A 22806-nucleotide genomic window follows, 5' to 3' on the forward strand; every position below is an offset into this window, starting at 1 on the left:
GTTGAACCGGCTGGAATGGTCACGGTTGTTGTCGTGACTGTGTAATCGCTTGTCCCGGCTGTGCCTGTTGTCGTGACAATATCCACTACAACGTCTGTTGCGCTTACGGTATCTATGCTTACTGGAACGGTTACTGTGCCGGCACCTTCGTTGACTGTTGCATCAGCTATTGTTACTGTTGGCGCATTGTCGTTATCGGTGATCGTTACTGTTCCGCTTGGGTCCGTGTTTGCTGTGTTTCCGCTGGTTACTGTGCCATCAACGGTAAAGGTCTCATCGGCTTCATCTATGGCATCATCCGTGATTGGAATCACTACATCGACACTCGTGCTTCCTGCTGGAATGGTCACGGTTGTTGTCGTGACTGTGTAATCACTTGTGCCGGCTGTGCCTGTTGTCGTGACAATATCCACTACAACGTCTGTTGAACTTACGGTGTCTATGCTTACTGGAACGGTTACTGTGCCGGCACCTTCGTTGACTGTTGCGTCGGCTATTGTTACTGTTGGCGCATTGTCGTTATCGGTGATTGTTACTGTTCCGCTTGGGTCTGTGTTTGCTGTGTTTCCGCTGGTTACTGTGCCATCGACGGTAAAGGTTTCATCGGCTTCATCTATGGCATCGTCTGTAATTGGAATAACAACGTCTACTGATGTTGAACCGGCTGGAATGGTCACGGTTGTTGTCGTGACTGTGTAATCGCTTGTCCCGGCTGTGCCTGTTGTCGTGACAATATCCACTACAACGTCTGTTGCGCTTACGGTATCTATGCTTACTGGAACGGTTACTGTGCCAGCGCCTTCGTTGACTGTTGCATCAGCTATTGTTACTGTTACTAACGAATCTACTGTGAGTGTTGCACAGTTTACTTGATTAATACATATATTGTCATCGTGCGTAATTAAAACACAATACTGCGTTCCATTTAACCCTGTTACATCATTAACTGTTAATGTATTGGTGTTTTCTCCTGAATAATTAGTATCTCCTGCAGTAATTGCTACACCTCCAGAATTTGGATCTCCAATGTACCATTGATAATTAATTCCTGAATTAGCATTTCCTGGTGTCCCATAAACTGGCGTTCCTGAGGTATAGCTTGTTGCTGAGTCTGCTGTAGCTGTAGTTGTAAATGTTGCAGAATCTCCTGTTAATTCTGTTTGATTTGTTGGTGCTGTATTTACTGTTACTTGAGTTGCTGTAATTACATTTGTATTTGTTCCTGTATATGCTGTTGTTGCTCCTGTTACTTGTCCATTAGCATCATACCCAGTACCATCTACTTCTCCATCAGCTGGAGTAGTATCTGTATGCCCAGCTTCTATAGCATCATTGCATCCATCATTATCAGAATCTACATCTAAGTAGTCTGGTATTCCATCATTATCTGTGTCACATATAAGTAAAACCCCAAAAGCAATACCTTCTCGTTCTCCAGGATTTATAGAAATATCAATAACTGTAGCATTTCTAGAGTAAAAAATACTATTACCTCCTGATGGTTCTGTATCTAGAGCTTCTAAAGTAGTGGTTCCAACTCCACTCCAAACTCCACCTCCATTGTATTGTTCTAATAAAGTCCAATTACCACCATTTGTAGTGTATATAAGATCTTCATTTGTGTTAGTACTCTCTGGGTCTATAGCTAGAAGATCTATAGGAAAAGGCAATCCTCCTTTTGTTGCTGTAAATGAAACTCTTAAAGACACATCTGCTCCATCTGCTCCATACAATGCTTCTGAAGAACTAGGAGTATTATATAAGTTATGAATAAATGCCCCTCCCCATGTTTGCATATCTGAAGGTAAGTATGTTGCCGCATTTGTCGCATTACTTATATTTGAGAATGTAGCAGTAATTACCAATCCGTCTGGAAGATTAAATGTTTGGCTATCTCCATCATGAATTCCATCTGTAAAATCAGCCCCAGTCCAGTTAAAAAAGTATAATTGATCTTGAAAAGCACCTGAACCAGAAGTTGAATTTGCTATTGATGCTTGATCACATCTTAACTCATTAGTATCTAAAATTCCATCATTATCATTATCTAAATCACATATATCACTTACATTATCATTGTCATTATCTGGATTACCTGATGTTGTTGCATTACAAGGGTTTCCTATCACATTATTACTTGCTGTATCTGTTGCTGGTGTTACCATAGAATCGGCGATTGCATTTGCCGTATTAGTAAGTGTACCTGAAGCGTTAGCATCTACTGTAACATCAAAAGTGACTGTCATTATTTCTCCTGGCTGTAATGTAATTGCATCTCCAGATGTTACCATATTTGCTGGAGCATTAGCTGCCACAGTTGTAGTACCTGGTATAGAGTAATTAATTGTAAATGATGCGGTATTTACAGTATTAGTTCCAAAATCATTTGGATCATCCCATACAAAGGTATATGTTCCAAGTGCAGATGGCGTTCCTGCTATTGTCCCAGCACCTGTTTGATTAACGTTATTTCCTGCAGAATCACCTCCAAATGAGGTACCGTTAACACTACCACTAGGGTATGTACCAACTAAAGAAATTTCAGACAACCAATCTGTTGTACTAACTGTTACGTCATAACTATACGATGTTATTATTGCTCCTGCAGGAATATCGCTTGCTGTTACCGTATATGATTGTGTTAATCCTGTACTATTAAAGGTTTGATTAAGTGGTGCGAAAGTATGTGTAAAACTTCCTGTTGTTGGTGCTCCTCCTGGGTATGTTACCATTGCAGTTCCACCTGTATATGTTACTCCTGCTGGTAAAATATCTTCAACTTCAATATTTTGAGCGTCTACAGTACCTATATTTTCGACTTCAACTGTATAGGAAATTGTATCTCCAGTATTTACATCTCCTGATGGATTCGCTGTTTTTGTTACTTGTAATTCTGGATCTGGTGCTACAGCACAAAATGCAATATTACTAAACGATGACCCATGTACTGTATTATCTGAACATGCTGAACAATTTCCCCATACTAAAGTTATAGACGATATTTTATTTGCGCTAGCAAAATTAACTCCAACTTGATCATTATTACCTGCTGTGCTATTATTATTAGAATCTACAACTCCTACAGCATTAACGGTATATGATGGTGTAGGTGATGATGTAAATGTTGGAAAAATTGTACCTCCTCCAATTGCTTCTTCTGCTGTTATAGTAAAAATATCTCCATTTGGTCCTGCCCCGTTAACATGATACAAATCAAACCCTATAGCATCAATTGGAGATGAAAAATCTATAGTAATTGTTATGTTTTCACTATTTAAATATCCATTAGAGAAAAATTCTAAAACTTCTGGTGCACCTCCTGATGCATCTGTATGCACTCCAGGTGTTACATTAGATCCACCATTCCATGGTGCAAAAGCATCTGTTCTTCCAGAAAATGTAATGGTAGCATTTATACCTGTTCCTGAGATATCCGTTAAGGTTTGTGATAGTGCTCCTGCCGCCCAATTAAATTCACTAGACGTAGTTGGTGTAGAATCCCATATTAATGTTCCTGACTGACTTGCTCCAGAACACGTAGGTACTGTGTGTAAGTCTTGTGCTAACGAAACGTTTATTATGGATATTACAAATAAAAATGATAGTAAAACCTTTGTAAATAAAGTATTACCATACGAGAACTTCGTAAAGTTTTTCATGCTTGAAGAAATAAAATTGAAGTGGTTATTAGATGCACTAGCAGTAGTAGTGGCTTGATTAGATAAAGTTTTTTGTTTTTTATCTGTAAAAGTTGAGCTATCAAAAATATCTATAATAGATACCTCACTTAATTTCGTAAAGTTATTCATATTCGAGAGAAAATATTATTACTATGTACTTAATTATGTATTCTATAATTATAGATTTTTAAAGCTAAATCTATAGAGCTATCAATTACACTATCAACCAAATGTATATTTTTACACATAATATGTTTTCATTTTTTTTATAAAAATCGATTAAAATCGATTAAAAACACATTACAACGACCAAATGCCTTTTACGTTTTTTCATAAGTTAATTCTTACTAAAAATATCTTAATTTTTTTTATTGTTATCTAAATTTGAATTTAAGCTGACTATCACTACAAAAAAGAGCTAGGTTTTATTGTGGTTTTAAATAAAAAAGATAAAGAGTTGCATTTATTACAATTATATTTGCCAAAATTTAGTTTTATGAAATTTACAGACGAAATTAAACGAAGAAGAACCTTCGGAATAATCTCTCATCCAGATGCAGGAAAAACAACATTAACTGAGAAACTTTTACTTTTTGGAGGTGCTATACAAGAAGCCGGAGCTGTAAAAAGTAATAAAATAAAAAAAGGGGCGACTAGTGACTTTATGGAAATAGAACGCCAACGTGGTATTTCTGTTGCTACTTCTGTATTAGCTTTTGAATATAATGGTATTAAAATTAATATTCTTGATACACCTGGTCACAAGGATTTTGCCGAAGATACTTTTAGAACGCTAACTGCTGTAGATAGTGTTATAGTAGTTATTGATGTTGCTAAGGGTGTTGAGGAGCAAACTGAAAAATTAGTTGAAGTTTGTAGAATGAGAAACATCCCAATGATCGTTTTTATAAATAAAATGGATCGTGAGGGTAAAGATGCTTTTGAACTACTTGATGAAATAGAACAAAAATTAGGTTTAAAAGTTACGCCTTTAAGTTTCCCTATTGGTATGGGCTACGATTTTAAAGGTATTTACAATATATGGGAAAAAAATATTAATTTATTTAGTGGAGATAGTAGAAAAGATATAGAAGAAACGATTGAAGTTTCTGACTTAAATTCTGAAGCATTAAATACATTAATAGGTAGTACTGCTGCTGATACGCTAAGGGAAGAATTAGAACTTGTAGAAGGCATTTACCCAAGTTTTAGTAATGATGATTATTTAAATGGTAATTTACAACCTGTATTTTTTGGTTCAGCACTTAATAACTTTGGTGTAAGGGAATTATTAGATTGCTTTGTTGATATTGCCCCTAAACCAAGACCCAAACAAAGTGAAGAACGTTTAGTTGAACCAGACGAAGAAAAATTTACTGGATTTGTTTTTAAAATTCATGCTAATATGGACCCTAATCACAGAAACAGATTGGCTTTTGTTAAAATTGTTTCTGGAGAGTTTAAGCGTAATGCACCATATTTACATGTTAGAAACAAGAAGAAAGTAAAGTTCTCTAGCCCAAATGCCTTTTTTGCAGAAAAAAAAGAGATTGTAGACATCTCTTATCCAGGTGATATTGTAGGTTTGCAAGATACTGGTAATTTTAAAATTGGAGATACCTTAACTGAAGGTGAAATACTAAACTACAAGGGTGTTCCTAGTTTTTCTCCTGAGCATTTTAGATATATTAATAATGCAGATCCTTTAAAATCTAAGCAATTATATAAAGGTATAGATCAATTAATGGACGAAGGTGTTGCTCAATTATTTACATTAGAGCTTAATGGGCGTAAAGTTATTGGTACTGTTGGTGCTTTACAATATGAGGTTATTCAATATAGATTAGAGCATGAATATGGTGCAAAATGCACTTATGAAAATTTAAATGTGTATAAAGCGTGTTGGGTAGATCCTGAAGATTCTAAAAATGATGAATATAAAGATTTTTTAAGAGTGAAACAACGTTTCTTAGCAAAAGACAAACGTGGGCAACTTGTGTTTTTAGCAGATTCTTCTTTCTCATTACAAATGACACAACAAAAGTATCCAAGTATTAAATTTCATTATGTTTCTGAGTTTGAATAATAAAAACGTATTTACAATAATTTTAATACACTTTTAAACTTACTACCATATTATAATATTAAATCTATAAAAATAGCTTAAATACTATTTAAAATAAGTCGTTTTTCTATAACACATCAAAATAAATTATTAAATATTGTTTTATAATAGTTTATATTTATAAATAAAAAAATCCCCTATCTAGGGGATTTTTTTATGCTTGACCTGTTGGTCCAAAATTTAGAGGTATTGGAGGTTGTTCATAATCCTTAATTTCTCCATGCGCATTTTCAAAGCGCTTTACATTATCATTTAATGCTTTTAATAGTCGCTTAGCATGTTGCGGTGTTAATATTATTCTGGACTTTACTTTACTTTTTGGCGCCCCTGGCATAATACTTACAAAATCTACAACGAACTCAGATACTGAGTGATTTATTATTGCTAGGTTAGAATAGATTCCTTCTGCAATTTTTTCGTCTAATTCTATATTTATTTGGCCTTGTTTTGGCTTTTCATCTTTTTTATCTGCCATTTTTTGTTTTTTTATTCCGTAAAACAGAGTTATTTAGTTTTCTATTAAAAAAGTCCTGCTTTTTAAACAGGACTTTTTAATTATTTATAAAGATTTTTAACTTATATGAAGTTTAACAAGATTCCTGTCTTCTCAGGAATAATAATTATTAATTATAATTAACTTCTTGTTTTGCTTTCATCATTTCATCAAATTCTTCTTTTGATCCTACTATAATGTTGTCGTAAGAACGCATTCCTGTTCCTGCTGGAATTCTGTGTCCTACAATTACATTTTCTTTAAGTCCTTCTAATGAATCTACTTTACCTGCTACTGCTGCTTCGTTAAGTACTTTCGTTGTCTCTTGGAACGAGGCCGCAGAGATAAACGATTTAGTTTGTAACGATGCTCTTGTTATACCTTGTAAAATTGGTGTTGCAGTTGCTGGTTGTGCTTCTCTAGCTACAACTAACTTCTTGTCCTCGCGGCGTAATAAAGAGTTTTCGTCTCTTAACTCGAAAGATGTAATGATTTGTCCTTCTTTAAGATTCGTTGAGTCTCCTGCGTCTTCAACAACTTTTTTACCAAATATATCATCGTTTTGCTCGATAAAGTCTGCTTTGTGTACTAATTGGTCTTCTAAGAAGATTGTATCTCCTGAGTCGATAATTTTTACTTTACGCATCATTTGTCTTACAACAACTTCAAAGTGCTTATCGTTAATTTTTACACCTTGTAAACGGTATACTTCTTGTACTTCGTTTACTAAGTATTGTTGTACTGCTGCTGGCCCTTTAATATTTAAGATATCGTTTGGTGTTATAGATCCGTCTGATAGAGGCATACCTGCTTTTACAAAATCGTTTTCTTGTACAAGAATTTGATTTGATAGTTTTACTAAGTATTTCTTAATATCTCCTAATTTAGATTCTATAATAATCTCACGATTACCTCTCTTAATTTTACCAAATGATACTACACCATCGATTGCACTTACTACTGCTGGGTTAGATGGGTTACGAGCTTCGAATAACTCTGTTACACGTGGTAAACCTCCTGTAATATCCCCTGCTTTAGCTGATTTACGTGGTATTTTAACTAAAATTTTACCTATTTTAATTTTCTCTCCATCGTCTATCATTATGTGTGCTCCAACTGGTAAGTTGTACGAACGTATTGCTTCTCCTTTGCCATCTTCTACGATAAGTGTTGGAATTAGCTTCTTATTTCTAGACTCTGAAATTACTTTTTCTTGGAAACCTGTTTGTTCATCAATTTCTACTTGATATGTTACCCCTTGTTCGATATTTTCATATCTTACTTTTCCAGCAAATTCAGAAATAATTACACCGTTGTATGGATCCCATTCACATACTACATCTCCTGCTTTTAACTTATCACCGTTATTAACAAAAATGGTAGACCCGTATGGAATATTATTTGTACTTAGTGTAATTCCTGTTTTCTTATCTACAAGTTTTAATTCTGAAGTACGAGAGATAACGATATCTACTTCGTTTCCTTCTTTATCTTCGCCTTTAACTGTTTTAAGTTCTTCAATTTCGGCAATTCCATCAAACTTAACAACTAACTTATTTTCTTCTGAAATGTTACCTGCAATACCTCCTACGTGGAATGTACGAAGTGTTAACTGTGTTCCTGGTTCTCCAATAGATTGCGCGGCTACTACACCTACTGCTTCTCCTCGTTGTACCATTTTATTTGTTGCTAGGTTACGACCGTAACATTTAGCACAAATTCCTTTTAGAGCTTCACAGCTTAATGGTGAGCGTACTTCTACAGATTCTAGAGGTGAAGCTTCAATTGCTTCTGCAATTTCGTCTCCTATTAATGCTCCTGCTTCTACGATTAATTCTTCTGTTAATGGGTTATAAACATCGTTAAGAGCTATTCGTCCTACAACACGTGCACTTAATTTTTCTACAACTTCATCATTTTTCTTTAATGCTGTTACTTCAACACCTCTTAATGTTCCACAGTCTTCACTGTTTACTATAACATCTTGAGATACGTCTACTAAACGACGTGTTAAGTATCCTGCATCGGCAGTTTTAAGTGCTGTATCGGCAAGACCTTTACGTGCACCGTGCGTTGAGATAAAGTATTCTAAAATTGAAAGTCCTTCTTTAAAGTTAGAAAGAATCGGGTTTTCAATAATTTCTCCTCCTCCTGCATTAGATTTTTTAGGTTTTGCCATTAATCCACGCATACCTGTAAGTTGACGAATCTGTTCTTTAGATCCACGGGCTCCAGAATCAAGCATCATATATACCGAGTTAAATCCTTGTTGGTCTTCGCGAATACGCTTCATAGACAACTCTGTTAACTCTGCATTTGTTGATGTCCAGATATCAATAACTTGGTTATAACGTTCGTTATTTGTTATAAGTCCCATGTTATAGTTACCTGTAATACCGTCTACTTTTTTATTAGCGGCATCAATCATTGATTGTTTTTCTGGTGGGATAATAATATCTCCTAAACTAAATGATAATCCTCCTCTAAAGGCGAAGTTATATCCTAATGTTTTAATTTCATCTAAGAAAGCTGCTGTTTCTGGTACACTTGTTACCTTTAAGATATCTCCAATGATGTCTCTAAGCGACTTCTTAGTTAAAACTTGGTTTATGTATCCTGCTGCTGCTGGTACTTTTTCATTGAAAAGTACACGTCCAACTGTAGTTTCTATAATTTGTGGTACTAATTCTCCTGCTTCATTAAAGTCAATGGTTCTTACTTTAATTTCTGCATTTAAATCTACACGTTTCTCGTTATAAGCTATTGTTACTTCTTCTGCTGAGTAGAATGTTAAGCCTTCTCCTTTAACGGTTAATTCTGGTGTAGACTTACGTAACTTAGTCATATAATATAGACCAAGTACCATATCCTGAGATGGTACGGTTACTGGTGATCCATTTGCAGGATTTAAGATATTATGTGAAGCCAACATTAATAATTGACATTCTAAAATAGCTTCTGGTCCTAATGGTAAGTGCACCGCCATTTGATCTCCATCGAAATCGGCATTAAAGGCCGTACATACTAATGGGTGTAACTGTATTGCTTTACCTTCTATTAATTTTGGTTGGAATGCTTGAATTCCAAGACGGTGAAGCGTAGGTGCACGGTTTAGTAATACTGGATGTCCTTTAAGAACATTTTCCAAGATATCCCAAACCACTGGTTCTCTTTTATCTATAATTTTCTTAGCAGATTTTACTGTTTTTACAATTCCTCTTTCTATTAGTTTTCTAATAATAAAAGGCTTGTAAAGTTCTGCTGCCATATTTTTTGGTAAACCACACTCAAATAATTTTAATTCTGGTCCTACAACAATTACAGAACGTGCTGAATAATCTACACGTTTACCTAGTAAGTTTTGACGGAAACGTCCTTGCTTACCTTTAAGTGAATCTGATAATGATTTTAATGGTCTATTTGAATCTGTTTTTACTGCAGATGATTTACGTGTGTTATCAAATAATGAATCTACCGATTCTTGTAACATACGCTTCTCGTTACGTAAGATTACTTCTGGAGCTTTAATCTCCACTAATCTTTTTAAACGGTTGTTTCGTATAATTACACGACGGTATAAATCATTTAAATCCGACGTTGCAAAACGGCCTCCATCTAATGGTACTAATGGACGTAATTCTGGCGGAATAATTGGCACAACTTTCATAATCATCCATTCTGGACGATTTTCTCTGTTGTTATTAGATTCACGTAATGCTTCAACTACTTGTAATCGTTTTAAAGCTTCAGTTTTACGTTGTTTAGACGTTTCTGTATTTGCTTTATGACGTAATTGGTATGATAATGTATCTAAATCTATTCTAGATAATAACTCGATAAGACACTCTGCCCCCATTTTAGCAATAAACTTCTCTGGGTCTGTATCTTCTAAGTATTGATTATCTTGAGGTAGACTTTCTAATACATTAAGGTATTCTTCTTCTGTTAAGAAATCCATTTTTTGTAATGGTTCTCCTTCTTCATTTTTAGCATTACCAGCTTGTATTACTACATAACGTTCGTAGTAAATAATCATATCTAATTTCTTAGATGGTAATCCTAATAAGTATCCTATTTTATTTGGTAAAGAACGGAAGTACCAAATATGAGCTACTGGTACAACAAGGTTGATGTGCCCTACTCTATCTCTACGTACTTTCTTTTCTGTTACTTCAACTCCACAACGGTCACAAACAATACCTTTGTATCGTATTCTTTTATATTTACCACAAGCACATTCGTAGTCTTTTACAGGACCAAAAATACGCTCACAGAATAAACCATCTCTTTCTGGTTTATGTGTTCGATAATTGATAGTTTCAGGTTTTAACACCTCTCCTCTTGACTCTGCTAAAATAGACTCTGGAGATGCTAAACCAATTGAGATTTTATTAAATCTCTTTACTGTATTCTTATCTTGTTTTCTTGCCATAATGCTGAAACTTTGATTTTTTTATAATTAAAGTTTTACTTAAAAAATTAAAACTTCAATTTATAAGTTCCCCGCTTTCGCGGGGATAAAATTATTCCTCTAATCTAATGTCTAATCCTAAACCTTTCAATTCGTGCATAAGTACGTTGAATGATTCTGGTAATCCTGGATCTGGCATTGGCTCACCTTTTACGATAGATTCGTAAGTTTTAGCTCTACCAACTACATCATCAGATTTTACAGTTAAGATTTCTCTTAATGTTGCAGATGCTCCATAGGCTTCTAATGCCCATACTTCCATCTCTCCAAAACGTTGTCCACCAAATTGTGCTTTACCACCAAGAGGTTGTTGTGTTATTAAAGAGTATGGTCCAATAGAACGTGCGTGCATTTTATCGTCTACCATGTGTCCCAGTTTTAACATATAAATCACACCAACTGTTGCTGGCTGATCGAAACGTTCTCCTGTTCCTCCATCGTATAAATAAGTATGTCCGTATCTTGGAATTCCAGCTTCATCTGTAAATTCGTTAATTTGGTCTATTGTAGCTCCATCGAATATAGGTGTTGCATAGGTACGACCTAAGTCTTGTCCTGCCCAACCTAACACTGTTTCGTATATCTGTCCAATGTTCATACGTGATGGTACTCCTAATGGGTTTAATACGATATCTACTGGTGTTCCGTCTTCTAAGAACGGCATATCTTCTTGACGAACAATACGTGCAACAATACCTTTGTTACCGTGACGTCCTGCCATTTTATCTCCTACTTTTAATTTACGTTTTTTAGCAATGTAAACTTTAGCTAATTTTATAATACCTGCTGGTAATTCATCTCCTACAGAAATTGTAAACTTCTCACGACGTAATGAACCTTGTAAATCGTTTTCTTTAATCTTATAGTTATGAATTAAATCTGCAACTAATTTATTGGTATGCTCGTCTGTTGTCCAAGTTCCTGATGTTAAGTGTGTATAATCATCTACAGCATTTAACATTTTTAATGTAAACTTCTTACCTTTTGGTAATACTTCTTCTCCTAAATCATTGAAGATTCCTTGAGAAGTTTTTCCGTTTACTATAGTAAATAGTTTATCTACTAATACAGATTGTAATTCTTCGAACTTAGCATTATAGATTCCTTCTAATTGAGAGATATCTTCTTTGTCTTGAGCTCTTTTACGTTTATCTTTTATAGCACGAGAGAATAATTTTTTATTAATTACTACACCGTGTAAAGATGGTGATGCTTTTAAAGAGGCATCTTTTACATCTCCTGCTTTATCTCCAAAGATTGCACGTAATAATTTTTCTTCTGGTGTTGGGTCGCTTTCTCCTTTAGGTGTAATTTTTCCGATAAGGATATCACCTGGTTTAACTTCCGCACCAATACGAATCATTCCGTTTTCATCTAAATCTTTTGTAGCTTCTTCTGAAACGTTAGGGATATCATTAGTTAACTCTTCGTTACCTAATTTTGTATCTCTAACATCTAAAGAATACTCATCGATATGGATAGATGTAAATATATCTTCGCGTACTACTTTTTCTGAAATTACAATCGCATCCTCAAAGTTATACCCTTTCCAAGGCATAAAGGCTACTTTCATATTTCTACCTAAAGCTAATTCTCCTTTTTGAGTGGCGTATCCTTCAGATAATACTTGACCTTTTGTTACTTTATCTCCCTTTTTAACGATAGGCTTAAGGTTAATAGAGGTTCCTTGGTTTGTTTTTCTGAATTTTACTAAAGGATATGTCTTGATATCGCTATCGAAACTTACTTTAGCTTCATCTTCTGTACGGTCGTATTTTATAACAATTTCGTTTGCGTCTACATATTGTACAACACCTTCTCCTTCTGCATTTATTAATACACGGGAATCTGATGCTACTTGGCGTTCTAATCCTGTTCCTACAATTGGAGCTTGTGGACGTAATAATGGTACGGCTTGACGCATCATGTTAGATCCCATTAATGCACGGTTGGCATCATCATGCTCTAGGAATGGAATTAAAGAGGCTGAGATAGAAGATATCTGGTTTGGTGCAACATCTGTATAATGAATTTCTTTTGGATCCATTACAGGGAAATCACCTTCCATACGAGCAATTACTTTATCGTGAAGGATTTTTCCTGTTTCATCGACTTCTACAGTGGCTTGCGCGATTAATTTTTCTTCTTCTTCTTCTGCACTTAAATAGGTAGGTGCACTGTTAATATCTACAACACCGTTTGTTACTTTTCTGTATGGTGTTTCTATGAATCCCATAGAATTCACTTTTGCATATACAGATAAAGATGATATTAAACCAATGTTTGGTCCTTCTGGTGTTTCAATAGGACATAAACGTCCATAGTGTGTATAGTGAACATCACGTACCTCGAACCCTGCTCTTTCTCTAGATAGTCCTCCAGGTCCTAATGCAGATAATCGACGTTTGTGTGTTATCTCTGCTAATGGATTTGTTTGATCCATAAATTGAGATAGCTGGTTTGTTCCAAAGAAAGAATTAATTACAGAAGACAAGGTCTTTGCATTAATTAAATCTATTGGTGTAAATACTTCGTTATCACGAACATTCATACGCTCACGAATAGTACGTGCCATACGTGCTAAACCTACTCCAAACTGTTGAGATAATTGTTCTCCTACTGTACGTACACGACGGTTAGATAAGTGATCAATATCATCAATCTCTGCTTTAGAGTTAATAAGTTCTATTAAGTATTTTATAATGGTAATGATATCTTCTTTGGTAAGCACTTGCTTATCCATACCAATATCAAGACCTAATTTTTTATTCATTCTATAACGTCCAACTTCTCCTAAAGAGTAACGTTGATCACTAAAGAATAATTTATCTATAATACCACGTGCAGTTTCCTCATCTGGCGGCTCTGCATTACGTAATTGTCTATAAATATGTTCTACTGCTTCTTTCTCCGAGTTTGTTGGATCTTTTTGAAGCGTATTATGTATAATGGCGTAATCACCTTGTTCTGAAGTTTCCTTGTGCAAAAGGATTGTTTTAACTCCAACTTCAATGATTTCTTCTATGTTTTCTTTGTCTAATTCAGTATCACGATCTAATACAATTTCGTTACGCTCGATAGATACAACTTCTCCTGTATCTTCATCAACGAAATCTTCATGCCATGTGTTTAATACACGCGCTGCAAGTTTTCTTCCTTGATACTTTTTTAATCCTGATTTTGATACTTTAACTTCTTCAGCTAAATCAAAAATTTCAAGAATATCTTTATCACGCTCAAAACCAATAGCTCTAAATAAAGTCGTTACAGGTAACTTCTTTTTTCTATCGATATAAGCATACATTACTTGGTTAATATCTGTAGCAAATTCAATCCAAGACCCTTTAAAAGGTATAACTCTTGCTGAATATAATTTTGTTCCATTTGCATGGAAAGATTGTCCAAAAAATACTCCTGGAGATCTGTGTAATTGAGATACAACTACACGTTCTGCACCATTGATACAAAACGTACCACTAGGTGTCATATAAGGTATCGTTCCTAAGTACACATCTTGAACAATAGTTTCGAAATCCTCGTGTTCAGGGTCTGTACAATATAACTTTAACCTTGCTTTAAGCGGAACGCTATAAGTAAGTCCTCTTTCTATACATTCTTCAATGGCATATCTTGGTGGATCTATGAAGTAATCTAAAAATTCTAATACGAATTGATTACGGGTATCTGTAATTGGAAAATTTTCCATGAAGGTGTTGTATAACCCTTCATCACCTCTTTCTTCAGATTTTGTTTCTAGTTGGAAAAAATCCTGAAAGGATTTTATTTGAATATCCATAAAATCTGGATATTCTGTTCTATTGACTATAGACGAGAAATTTAATCTTTCAGCTTGTGTTACTAACATCAATGGACGAAATTTTGATTAAAAAAAATATGATTGTATATAGCTTGTCACTATATACGACAAATGGTCTAGGTCTTAGAGACTACTCTCCAGACCTAAACCTTTGTAATGTTTTAGAGTAAAGCTTACTTAAGCTCAACCTCTGCTCCAGCTTCTTCTAAAGAAGATTTTAAACCTTCTGCTTCATCTTTAGAAACACCTTCTTTGATTGCACTTGGTGCATCGTCAACTAATCCTTTAGCTTCTTTTAATCCTAATCCAGTTAATTCTTTAACTAATTTTACAACAGCTAACTTAGCGCCACCTGCAGCTTTAAGGATTACATCAAATTCAGTTTTCTCTTCAGCAGCGTCTCCACCACCTCCAGGTCCAGCTTGTACAACTGCAGCAGCAGCAGCAGGCTCGATACCATACTCATCTTTTAATATGTTTGCTAATTCGTTAACGTCTTTTACTGTTAAGTTAACTAATTGTTCTGCGAATTCTTTTAAATCTGCCATTTTCTATCGTTTTAATAATTTTTGTAATAATATAATTGTGTAAAGTGCGTACTTTTTAAATTATCCTTCTTTTTCAGATAATGTTTTAAGAATACCTGCTAATGTTCCTCCACCTGATTTAAGTGCAGAAATAACGTTTTTAGCTGGTGATTGAAGTAATCCAATGATATCTCCAATTAATTCTTCTTTAGACTTAATGTTAACTAACATGTCTAGTTGATCGTCTCCAATGTAAACAGCTTCCTCTATAAAAGCTCCTTTTAATAAAGGCTTTTCTGACTTCTTACGGAATGCTTTGATTACTTTAGCTGGTGCATTACCAGTTTCTGAGTACATTACAGATGTATTACCTTTAAGCGTTGATGGTAAATCTCCAAAATCTTTATCTGAAGCTTCCATTGCTTTTTCAAGTAATGTATTTTTAACTACTGCTAATGTTACGTTAGCTTTAAAACAAGCACGACGTAGGTCTGAAGTAGTACCTGCATTTAATCCTGAGATATCTGCTAAGTATATATTAGCATTCTCAGCTAGCTGTCCAGTTAATTCTTCAATAACTTGTGATTTTTCTTCTCTTGTCATAATAATAAGTTATTTAACTACTAACCGATTTTAGTATCAACTGCAATACTAGGACTCATTGTGCTAGACATATGAATGCTCTTTACGTAAGTTCCTTTTGCCGCAGTTGGCTTCAGTTTAATTAATGTTGTTAATAATTCGTTTGCGTTACCTGCAATTTTCTCAGCACTAAAAGATGCTTTTCCTATTGCAGCGTGTACGATACCTGTTTTATCAACTTTAAAGTCAATTTTACCAGCTTTTACTTCTGTTACCGCTTTAGCGACATCCATAGTTACTGTTCCTGTCTTTGGGTTAGGCATTAATCCACGAGGTCCTAAAACACGTCCTAGAGGCCCTAATTTACCCATTACACTAGGCATAGTAATAATTACGTCTACATCTGTCCATCCTGATTTAATTTTATCAAGATATTCTTGTAATCCAACGTAATCTGCTCCAGCTGCTTTTGCTTCATCTTCTTTATCTGGAGTTACTAATGCTAATACTTTTACATCTTTACCAGTACCGTGAGGAAGAGATACTACTCCTCTCACCATTTGATTAGCTTTTCTTGGATCTACTCCAAGACGAACAGCGATATCCACTGATGCATCAAACTTTGTATTGGTTATTTCTTTTACTAATGCTGAAGCTTCTGCTAAAGAATATACTTTATCCTTTTCGATTTTTGCTTGAGCTTCTTTTTGTTTCTTTGTTAATCTTGCCATTTTAAAATCTTTTTAGGTTAATTAGGTGCTTCACCACCTTTAACAGTTATACCCATAGATCTTGCTGTTCCAGCTACCATTTTCATTGCAGATTCGATTGTAAATGCATTTAAATCTGGCATTTTGTCTTCTGCAATAGTTCTGATTTGATCCCAAGAAACTTTTGCTACTTTTTTTACGTGAGGTTCACCTGATCCTTTTTTCACTTTGGCCGCTTCTAATAATTGTACTGCAGCTGGAGGGGTTTTAATAACAAACTCGAAAGATTTGTCTTTGTAAACCGAGATAACAACTGGTAATACTTTACCAGATTTGTCCTGTGTTCTAGCATTAAACTGCTTACAGAACTCCATAATGTTAACTCCAGCAGCACCTAAAGCGGGTCCAACCGGTGGCGACGGATTCGCAGCACCTCCCCTTACTTGTAACTTAACTACTTTACTTAATTCTTTTGCCATTTTTAATAATTTAGTTCGGTATTAATTTATATTTTGGAAGCATAAATTAATCCCATCTTTATGTAACAATTATTATATCTTTTCTACTTGCATATAGCTTAACTCTAATGGTGTTTTTCTTCCAAAAATCTTCACCATTACTTCTAGCTTACGCTTTTCTTCGTTTATATTTTCTATGGTACCATCGAATCCATTAAATGGTCCATCTATTACTTTTACAGTTTCTCCTTTTGTATAAGGGATTGCTACATTAGTATCTGTTTCTACAGTTAACTCATCTACTTTACCTAACATTCTGTTTACTTCAGATTGTCTTAACGGTAATGGATCTCCTCCTTTTGTAGCGCCTAAGAAACCTATAACGTTAGTAATTGATTTTATTACGTGAGGTATTTCTCCTGTTAAATTCGCTTTAATCATTATATAACCACTGAAATATACTTTCTCTTTGGTTATTTTTTTTCCATTTCTTATTTGTACTACATTTTCTGTAGGAACCAGCACTTTCTCAACATAATCTTGATATCCTAAACGAGCTATTTCATTCTCGATATAGGTTTTAATCTTATTTTCTTGACCACTTACCGCTCTTACAACGTACCACTTTTTTTCTCCTACTTCAGCCATCGAATCTTAACTTTAGGATATTAAATTAAAATATTGACTTATAACTTTACTGAAAACAGTATCTATTCCCCATACAACTAAAGAGAATATAATTGAAAATACAGCAACTAAAACGGTTAAATTTTGTGTTTCGGACCAAGGCGTCCAAGTCACATTATTTTTTAATTCACCGAATGATTCTTTTATGTAATTTACTATTCCAGCCATTTATATTTCTTTTTTCAAGGATTGACATAAATCATTCCTTTGTAATTTTAACTTAACGTCTGAAAAACAAAACTCAAAAGACTTTATTTTTCACTAAGCACGGGTTGAGAGACTCGAACTCCCGACACCTGGTTTTGGAGACCAGTGCTCTACCAACTGAGCTAAACCCGTAGATAAAAGTCAAGGCGCTTCAAAAAAGAAACACCTTAACTTTTTATATTTAATAAACTACGTTTATTATAAAATTTCAGTTACCTGTCCAGCTCCAACTGTTCTACCTCCTTCACGGATAGCGAAACGTAAACCTACGTTCATTGCAATTGGTTGGATTAAATCAACAGTAATTGTTAAGTTATCTCCAGGCATTACCATCTCTACTCCATCAGGTAAAGCAATGTTTCCTGTTACGTCAGTTGTACGTACGTAAAACTGTGGACGGTAGTTGTTATGGAATGGAGTGTGACGTCCACCTTCTTCTTTTTTAAGGATATAAACCTCTGCTTTGAATTTGTTGTGTGGTGTTACAGAACCTGGCTTACAGATTACCATACCTCTAGAGATATCTTCTTTAGCAATACCTCTTAATAAGATACCTGCATTATCTCCAGCTTCACCTCTATCTAATATTTGACGGAACATTTCAATTCCTGTAATAGTAGATGTTAATTTTTCAGCTCCCATACCAATTATCTCTACAGGATCTCCAGTGTTAGCAATACCAGTTTCAATACGACCAGTTGCTACAGTACCACGACCTGTAATAGAGAATACATCTTCGATTGGCATTAAGAAATCTTTATCAACCTCTCTTAATGGCTCTTCAATCCATGCATCTACTTCTTTCATTAATTCTAATACAGTATCAACCCATTTTTGCTCACCGTTAAGTGCACCTAAAGCTGAACCTGAAACTACAGGACCATTATCTCCATCGTACTCGTAGAAAGATAATAATTCTCTAACTTCCATGTCTACTAATTCTAAAAGCTCCTCATCATCAACCATATCCACTTTGTTTAAGAATACTACTATTCTTGGGATACCTACCTGACGACCTAATAAGATGTGCTCACGAGTTTGTGGCATTGGACCATCTGTCGCAGCAACTACTAATATAGCACCATCCATTTGAGCAGCACCAGTTACCATGTTCTTTACGTAATCGGCGTGACCTGGACAATCAACGTGAGCATAGTGACGATTTTCTGTTTGATACTCTACGTGAGATGTATTAATTGTAATACCTCTTTCTTTTTCTTCAGGAGCGTTATCGATTTGATCGAAATCTCTAGCTTCTGATAAACCTGCGTCAGCTAATACTTTAGTAATAGCAGCAGTTAACGTTGTTTTCCCGTGATCTACGTGTCCAATTGTACCTATATTTAAGTGTGGTTTTGAACGATCGAAAGTTCCCTTTGCCATGCTTTTAATAATTTAATCTTAGTTATATAATAATATTAGTGTTCTATATTTTACGCCTTTAAAATTGAGCCAATGACGGGATTTGAACCCGTGACCTCTTCCTTACCAAGGAAACGCTCTACCCCTGAGCTACACCGGCTTAAATATTAGAGCGAGAGACCGGGTTCGAACCGGCGACATTCAGCTTGGAAGGCTGACGCTCTACCAACTGAGCTACTCTCGCAATTATTTAAATTCCTTTTTAATTTAAAACCTATTTAAAAAAATAGTGGGGAGAGCAGGATTCGAACCTGCGAAGACATAGTCAGCAGATTTACAGTCTGCCCTCGTTGGCCGCTTGAGTATCTCCCCTATTTTAAATTTATCACTCTTTTAAAGAACTTTAAAACTTCATTTCTAAAATTAGAAAATCTGTTTATTTTTTTGAGCCGATGGAGGGACTCGAACCCACGACCTGCTGATTACAAATCAGCTGCTCTAGCCAGCTGAGCTACATCGGCTTTTTTTCTGCATTTTTAATCATAAAAAAAGCCCGCTATTTCTAACGGACTGCAAATGTATATATTTATTCTTTTATTCAAAACATTTTTTTAAAATATTTTAAATATTTTTTCTACATGTGTGCTCTAAGTTTTTCTTTTCGCTTTTTTAGTTGTCTTTCTAAAGAGGCAATAGCACTATCTGCTCCTTCTTCGAACGTTTTACATTGTTTCTTTACTACAAAACTATCTCCTGGCACGCTTACTCTTGCTTCAAATATTTTATTTTCTTTATCACTTGTGTTTTCTACTTTTAAAAATACATCTGATTTTATGACTTTGTCATAAAACAGTTCTAGCTTATCCATTCGTTTTTGAATGAAATCCAATAGTTTTTGGTCTGCATTGAAATTTACGGATTGTGTGTTCACCTTCATACTCTTCTTTTTATTGGTTTAACAATGAGTTGCTGTTATCACTTTTTACTTCTAGGATGCGCCTTAGAGTATACTTTTTTTAGTTCTGCTATACTATTGTGAGTATAAATCTGTGTTGCAGCTAAACTAGAATGTCCTAAAAGTTCTTTTACAGCATTTAAATCTGCACCTTGGTTTAATAAGTGAGTCGCAAACGAATGCCTTAATATATGTGGACTCTTTTTAACCTTTAATGATGCCATACTAAAATACTCATTTATTATTCTATATACAAGTGTTTCGTATATTTTAACCCCTTTTTTTGTTAAAAAAAGATATTCAAAATTCACTATTTCTCTTAAGCCCTGTCGCTGAGATTTATACAGTTTTATTGTTTGCACTACAGAATGTAATAAAGGGACATAGCGTTCTTTGTTTCGCTTTCCTAACACCTTTAATGTTCCGTTTTCTAAATCTAAATCTGAAAGTTTTATTTCTATTAACTCTATTCTCCTTATTCCTGTGGAATAAAATAATTCTATTATAAGTTTATTTCTAATACCTTCAAATGTATTATCATGATTAAATTCTTCTAGCACCTTATTAATTTCAACTTCGGAAAATGGAACTTGAACTTTTTTACTTGTTTTAAGTGCCTTATGTTTAGCTAAAGGATTTTGTGTTATGGTTTCTACTTTTAGTAAAAACTTAAAAAAAGAGTTTAATGCCGATACTTTTCTATTAATACTTCGATTAGAAATTTTGCTTTCAACCAAACTAATTATCCACTGTCTTATCTGTGCATAGTTTATTTCTTCTACGACAACTTCTCCATATTCTAACTCAAAAAACTTTATAAAAGATTCTATATCTTTTTGATAAGCGTTAACGGTTAACTGAGAATATTTTTTCTCAAGTAACAAATACTCTATAAATTGTTCTAGTTGCATAGGTTTAAATATAAGAACTTTTACATAACATTAATATGATAATTTTTGTAAACTCACTGTAAGCTTCTTATAAAATATTAGAGAGAGAGTTCTTAAAGTTATTATGCGCACGCTCATTTTATAATTGAAAAAGCCAGAACTATTATTTTCTGGCTTTCTTTTTTGTAATAGATTAGACTATTTATTCTTTAAATAACGATGCTCTCTGTGTTAAGTCTTCAATTAGCTTCTCGTCTTCTTCGCTTTCTAATAAAATATTATACGTATCCCAAAACTCTTTATTATATGGTTTTGGAGAAAAAATATCTTTATCCCACTTTTTTTGTAATGCTTCTTTTATTTTGTCCTTATCTAATATAACTTCGGAGAATAAAATTTCTTGTACGGTATAGTAATAGCGTTCTTCTTTTTTATAACGGGCTTCTTCTGCTTCTGTTAACTTTTCTTGCGCTCTTCCTATATTAACTAGTTTTGGCGTCTCATAATAAATATAATTTGGATACATTTTATCTTCATACTCTTTATATGAAATAACTAATTTGTGATTAAGCTGCGTATCAAATAGACGTTTACTTCTTATTTTTTGTGCTTTGGAAGCGGCTACTAGCTCGTACTCAATTTTTTTAATGGCATAATTATCCCAATATATATACACCCATCCATTGGCTTCAAATCCTTCATTGTATATTCCTTTTGTATCTAAACCAACAAAGTCTGTACTTTTTAATATTTTTATTTTATATAGCTTCCTCTCATTATCAACTAAAATAGTATCCAGCTCAAATTGATGCTTTTCTAGCATATTTTCTCCAAATAGCGCTTTTGCATTATTTGCATTGCGGAGTAGGTTTAATTTTCCTTTAAAAATATTTTGAAGTCCATTAACTCTATCGTCATTCCATTTTATAGCTTTAACTAAATCAGCTGTTTTTACTTGTTCTCTTCTTATATCTTTTTTGTTGTAATACTTTTTGTTGTTTTGATTTAAATAGGCTTGGTAAGTAAATAAGCTATCTATATCTCTTAAATCGTAACTTTTTCTAACTTGATCTACATTTATTTTAAGAAAATTTCTTGTTGTAGGAACAGTGAATCCAGAATCGTAAACGGTAATAGCACTTTCTATAAGCCATTTAAACTCATTTTTATTACGTTCTTTATGTCTTAGGAATCCTTTTTGAATATATGAAGAATCAGGTAAGTTTCTTGGCAACCGTTCTATGGCTCTAACCATAATATCGTTTCCTGTTGTTGGTCTTGGTTCTCCTACTATTAACACCTCTTCTAATGATGCGATCTCTTCTTCAAGAAAAATTTCAAAATCTGCATCATACTCAGAAATTGGTATTTTATAGGTAGAATATCCTATTGAAGACACTACAAGCGAATCGTTTTCGTGTTCTCTTGGTACTTGAAGTGCAAATTTACCATCTGCATTTGTTATCGTACCTATTGTAGTATTTTTTATATATACACTAGCACTTTCTATGCCTTCTCCTTTATTAAAGTCTACTACTTTATTTTTTAACTCTATCTGAGCAAACAGTGTAGATGATCCAATAAGCAGCAGAATTAGGGCTAAATATTTTTTGTAATTAGTTTTAAACATTTTAAATGAGGTTTAAATTTATTTAGAAACTATGCAAGAGTAATGCCAATATAAATGATTTCTTTAAACTAACGCTTTTTCATTCTAATTATTGCTATCTATATAGAATAACCTTAGAGTGATTACACAAACTTATTTTTCTCTTTGCTTATTACCATCTTGGTGATAATTTTTGGGTATTTTCACCAAAATGCTAATTCCTATTAATGCTT

General features: G+C 34.1%; 15 protein-coding genes and 5 tRNA genes. 1 reads left to right on the forward strand and 19 read right to left on the reverse strand.

Features of this window, described 5'->3' with window-relative positions:
- The coding region (locus tag ACVC08_RS07310; RefSeq protein ID WP_452601560.1) for a beta strand repeat-containing protein at positions 1–3809 on the reverse strand (3809 nt) is incomplete at its 3' end.
- Positions 3810–4176: 367 nt separating this feature from the next.
- On the opposite strand from ACVC08_RS07310, the gene ACVC08_RS07315 reads away from it, so the two are divergent.
- A complete protein-coding gene (locus ACVC08_RS07315; RefSeq protein ID WP_452601561.1) occupies positions 4177–5766 on the forward strand; it encodes a peptide chain release factor 3 in 1590 nt (529 codons plus the stop codon).
- A 193-nt stretch (positions 5767–5959) separates the two neighbouring features.
- Here the strand turns inward: ACVC08_RS07315 and ACVC08_RS07320 are convergent, their stop codons facing one another.
- The 18 genes from ACVC08_RS07320 to ACVC08_RS07405 form a co-directional block, all read right to left on the reverse strand.
- Positions 5960–6280 carry a DUF3467 domain-containing protein gene (locus ACVC08_RS07320; protein WP_452598819.1) on the reverse strand — a complete coding sequence of 107 codons (321 nt, stop codon included), beginning with the start codon at positions 6278–6280 and terminating at the stop codon, positions 5960–5962.
- Between the two features lie 148 nt (positions 6281–6428).
- Complete coding sequence (gene rpoC / locus ACVC08_RS07325) at positions 6429–10730, reverse strand: DNA-directed RNA polymerase subunit beta' (RefSeq protein WP_452598820.1); 4302 nt, start codon at positions 10728–10730, stop codon at positions 6429–6431.
- Between the two features lie 91 nt (positions 10731–10821).
- Positions 10822–14634, reverse strand: coding sequence for a DNA-directed RNA polymerase subunit beta (gene rpoB / locus ACVC08_RS07330; RefSeq protein ID WP_452598823.1), 3813 nt, complete (start codon positions 14632–14634; stop codon positions 10822–10824).
- A 125-nt stretch (positions 14635–14759) separates the two neighbouring features.
- Positions 14760–15134 carry a 50S ribosomal protein L7/L12 gene (gene rplL / locus ACVC08_RS07335; protein ID WP_452601562.1) on the reverse strand — a complete coding sequence of 125 codons (375 nt, stop codon included), beginning with the start codon at positions 15132–15134 and terminating at the stop codon, positions 14760–14762.
- Positions 15135–15194: 60 nt separating this feature from the next.
- A complete protein-coding gene (gene rplJ / locus ACVC08_RS07340) occupies positions 15195–15716 on the reverse strand; it encodes a 50S ribosomal protein L10 (RefSeq protein WP_452601563.1) in 522 nt (173 codons plus the stop codon).
- 20 nt (positions 15717–15736) lie between these two features.
- Entirely contained in the window at positions 15737–16426 is a 690-nt protein-coding gene (gene rplA / locus ACVC08_RS07345) for a 50S ribosomal protein L1 (RefSeq protein WP_452601564.1), read from the reverse strand.
- A 17-nt stretch (positions 16427–16443) separates the two neighbouring features.
- A complete protein-coding gene (gene rplK / locus ACVC08_RS07350) occupies positions 16444–16884 on the reverse strand; it encodes a 50S ribosomal protein L11 (RefSeq protein ID WP_452598356.1) in 441 nt (146 codons plus the stop codon).
- Positions 16885–16956: 72 nt separating this feature from the next.
- On the reverse strand, positions 16957–17511 hold the full coding sequence (gene nusG, locus ACVC08_RS07355; RefSeq protein ID WP_452598357.1) for a transcription termination/antitermination protein NusG: 555 nt from the start codon (positions 17509–17511) through the stop codon (positions 16957–16959).
- 12 nt (positions 17512–17523) lie between these two features.
- A complete protein-coding gene (secE, locus tag ACVC08_RS07360; protein WP_452598358.1) occupies positions 17524–17718 on the reverse strand; it encodes a preprotein translocase subunit SecE in 195 nt (64 codons plus the stop codon).
- 98 nt (positions 17719–17816) lie between these two features.
- Positions 17817–17889, reverse strand: a tRNA-Trp gene (locus ACVC08_RS07365).
- A gap of 66 nt (positions 17890–17955) precedes the next feature.
- Complete coding sequence (tuf, locus tag ACVC08_RS07370) at positions 17956–19140, reverse strand: elongation factor Tu (RefSeq protein WP_452601565.1); 1185 nt, start codon at positions 19138–19140, stop codon at positions 17956–17958.
- Between the two features lie 67 nt (positions 19141–19207).
- Positions 19208–19279 (reverse strand) — tRNA-Thr (locus ACVC08_RS07375).
- Positions 19280–19290: 11 nt separating this feature from the next.
- Positions 19291–19363 (reverse strand) — tRNA-Gly (locus tag ACVC08_RS07380).
- A 46-nt stretch (positions 19364–19409) separates the two neighbouring features.
- Positions 19410–19491, reverse strand: a tRNA-Tyr gene (locus ACVC08_RS07385).
- Positions 19492–19566: 75 nt separating this feature from the next.
- Positions 19567–19640: transfer RNA gene (locus ACVC08_RS07390), tRNA-Thr, on the reverse strand.
- 113 nt (positions 19641–19753) lie between these two features.
- Complete coding sequence (gene hpf / locus ACVC08_RS07395) at positions 19754–20056, reverse strand: ribosome hibernation-promoting factor, HPF/YfiA family (RefSeq protein WP_452599655.1); 303 nt, start codon at positions 20054–20056, stop codon at positions 19754–19756.
- Between the two features lie 38 nt (positions 20057–20094).
- Positions 20095–20985, reverse strand: a complete 891-nt coding sequence (locus ACVC08_RS07400; RefSeq protein WP_452601566.1) for a tyrosine-type recombinase/integrase — start codon at positions 20983–20985, stop codon at positions 20095–20097.
- A 181-nt stretch (positions 20986–21166) separates the two neighbouring features.
- Positions 21167–22594, reverse strand: coding sequence for a carboxypeptidase-like regulatory domain-containing protein (locus ACVC08_RS07405; protein ID WP_452597590.1), 1428 nt, complete (start codon positions 22592–22594; stop codon positions 21167–21169).
- Positions 22595–22806: the final 212 nt, after the last annotated feature.

This window comes from Pontimicrobium sp. MEBiC06410 (genome assembly GCF_053601615.1).